Genomic DNA, 2,969 nt, shown 5'->3' on the forward strand with positions numbered 1-2,969 from the left:
GAAGCCGAACAACTCAATATTATTTCAAATACCCTGTCCGATCTGCTCACCCGTGAGCAAGCACTTCGGGGGTATCTTTGACTTCGAAGTAAAGTCACGACGCCTTACTGAAGTTAACTCTATTCTTGAAGATCCCACCATTTGGGATGATCAAAAGAAAGCACAAGCCCTCGGCAAAGAAAAGAAATTGCTCGATGGCGTTGTTGCCACCCTCACCGATTTAAATAGCAATATCACTGGTGCCATCGAACTATTCGATATGGCCAAAGAAGAAAGTGATTTTGAAACGATTGGCGCTATTGAGCAAGATGTTGAGAGCTACAGCAAGATCATTCATGATCTTGAGTTCCGCCGCATGTTCCATAACGAAATGGATTCCTGTAATTGCTTTATTGATATTCAAGCAGGCGCAGGTGGCACAGAAGCTTGTGACTGGGCGAGCATGCTCTTCCGTCAATACCTCAAGTATTGCGAACGTAAAGGCTACAAAACAGAAATTCTGGAAGAGTCTGATGGTGACGTTGCTGGTATTAAGAGCGCCACTATCAAAGTAGATGGTGAGTATGCATACGGCCACCTCCGTTCAGAGACTGGTGTGCATCGCTTGGTACGTAAGTCCCCATTTGATTCATCAAACGGTCGCCATACTTCTTTTGCCAGTATCTATGTTTACCCAGAGATTGACGACTCGATTGAGATTGATGTCAATCCAGCAGATATTCGTACTGACACCTATCGCGCCTCTGGTGCGGGTGGTCAGCATATTAATAAAACCGACTCTGCAGTTCGCTTGACCCACCTTCCAACTGGCATTGTGGTGCAGTGTCAGAATGATCGAAGCCAACACCGCAATAGAGCTGAAGCGATGACGATGCTCAAATCTCGCTTGTATGAGCATGAGATGCAAAAGCGTCGTGCAGAGCAAGACAAGCTTGAGGCAAGCAAAACCGATGTGGGTTGGGGTCATCAAATCCGCTCCTACGTACTCGATCAAAGCCGCATTAAAGACTTACGCACTAACGTTGAGATATCCAATACACAAAAAGTATTGGATGGCGATCTTGATGCCTTTATTGAAGCTAGCCTGAAGCAAGGCGTTTGATTCATTCCCCCTATTCCAGCTATTAATATTGCATATGAACGATCAAGTGAACTCCAACCCTAATCAAGCTACTGAAGCTGTTGATGAAAATCACATCATTGCCGAGCGTCGTGAGAAATTAGCCAAGTTACGCGAAGGCGGAGTAGCGTTTCCAAATGACTTCGTGCCGACCCACTTAGCTGCAGATCTGCATACTCACTATGACAGCCTCACTAAAGAAGAATTAGCCGCCAAGAAGGTGCATGTCAAGGTTGCCGGTCGTATGGTGCTCAAGCGCGTCATGGGAAAAGCCAGTTTTGCGACCATTCAAGATCGTAGCGGTCAGATTCAGTTCTACATCAATGATGAAATCAGTGGTGCCGATATTCATGGTGCATTTAAGCACTGGGACATGGGTGACTTTATCTCCGCTGAAGGCAATTTATTCAAGACAAATAAGGGTGAGCTCTCCGTTGAATGTAGCAATCTACGCCTCCTTAGCAAATCGTTGCGCCCTCTTCCAGATAAGTTCCATGGCCTCTCAGATTTAGAGACCAAGTATCGTCAGCGCTATGTTGATTTGATTGTGAATCCAGAGAGCCGCAATACATTTAGAGCACGTAGCAACACGATCGCCTCATTGCGTCGCCATATGCTGGATGCGGACTTCATGGAAGTTGAAACACCAATGCTCCACCCTATTCCTGGTGGCGCCACAGCAAAACCCTTCATCACACATCACAATGCTTTAGACATGCAAATGTTCTTGCGCATTGCTCCAGAGCTCTACTTGAAGCGCTTGGTAGTAGGTGGTTTTGAGCGTGTCTTTGAAATCAATCGCAATTTCCGTAACGAAGGCGTTAGCCCACGTCACAATCCAGAATTCACGATGATGGAATTCTATGCAGCCTATACCGATTACCGTTGGCTGATGGATTTTACGGAGAACTTAATTCGCTCTGCTGCAATGGATGCGCAAGGCACTACTGTCCTGACCCACCAGGGCCGTGAACTCGACCTCAGCAAACCTTTCCAGCGCTTGACCATTACTGAAGCGATCTTGAAGTATTGCGGCCAATCCAATAAGAGCTATGAGCCAGCCCAACTTGAAGATGCTGCATTTATTCGTGCTGAATTGAAAAAAGGTGGTGAGAACCCAGATTCCCCAACCCTGAAGAATGCCGGTATTGGCGCCTTGCAACTTGCTTTATTTGAATTGGTTGCCGAGTCACACCTCTGGGAGCCAACTTACATTATCGATTACCCAATTGAAGTCAGCCCTCTCGCTCGTGAATCTGATACGCGTCCTGGCATTACCGAACGCTTTGAATTATTCATTACCGGTCGTGAGATCGCCAATGGCTTCTCAGAGTTAAATGATGCCGAAGATCAGGCCAACCGCTTCCGTAAGCAAGTGGAGCAAAAAGAAGCGGGTGATGAAGAAGCGATGTACTTTGACCATGACTTTATTCGTGCACTTGAATACGGCATGCCCCCAACAGGCGGTTGTGGCATTGGTATTGATCGCTTAGTCATGCTACTGACTGACGCACCTAATATTCGTGATGTGATTTTGTTCCCTCACCTGCGTCGCGAAGAAGAGTAATTAATTCAAACTCTATTCTTAGAAATTAAAAAGCCGCAGATTCCTCTGCGGCTTTTTCTATTGATAGGCCTGGAAAACTCAACTTGCTGGATATAGTTTTGTGTTCTCGCTATCGATAACCGTGACATTGACTGGAATACCCAGGCTAACACTAGAAGATACGGTGCAGAAATCCTGAAACTGAGCCAATACTCGATCCAGGTTTTCCAAAGTAGATCCTGGTACCCCAATATGAATATCAACGTAGATCGCCAGAATGCGTAAGCGGTTCTGTTCATTTCT

Annotated in this window: 2 protein-coding genes and 1 pseudogene; 2 read left to right on the forward strand and 1 reads right to left on the reverse strand. The window is 46.1% G+C overall.

All coding sequences use genetic code 11. From position 1 onward, the window contains the following. Both prfB and lysS read left to right on the forward strand, forming a co-directional pair. A protein-coding gene (gene prfB / locus B7X71_RS14475) for a peptide chain release factor 2 (protein ID WP_293601146.1) occupies positions 1-1,102 on the forward strand; the annotation gives its coding sequence in 2 pieces (ribosomal slippage) (positions 1-78 and positions 80-1,102; 1,101 coding nt annotated over the 2 pieces). This gene is flagged as partial in the annotation. A gap of 34 nt (positions 1,103-1,136) precedes the next feature. Further along, a complete protein-coding gene (lysS, locus tag B7X71_RS14480) occupies positions 1,137-2,687 on the forward strand; it encodes a lysine--tRNA ligase (protein WP_293601147.1) in 1,551 nt (516 codons plus the stop codon). A 78-nt stretch (positions 2,688-2,765) separates the two neighbouring features. Here lysS and B7X71_RS14485 read toward each other — a convergent pair. After that, positions 2,766-2,969 (reverse strand): annotated as a pseudogene (locus B7X71_RS14485) (OsmC family peroxiredoxin); the annotation flags it as partial.

The organism is Polynucleobacter sp. 39-46-10 (genome assembly GCF_002282275.1).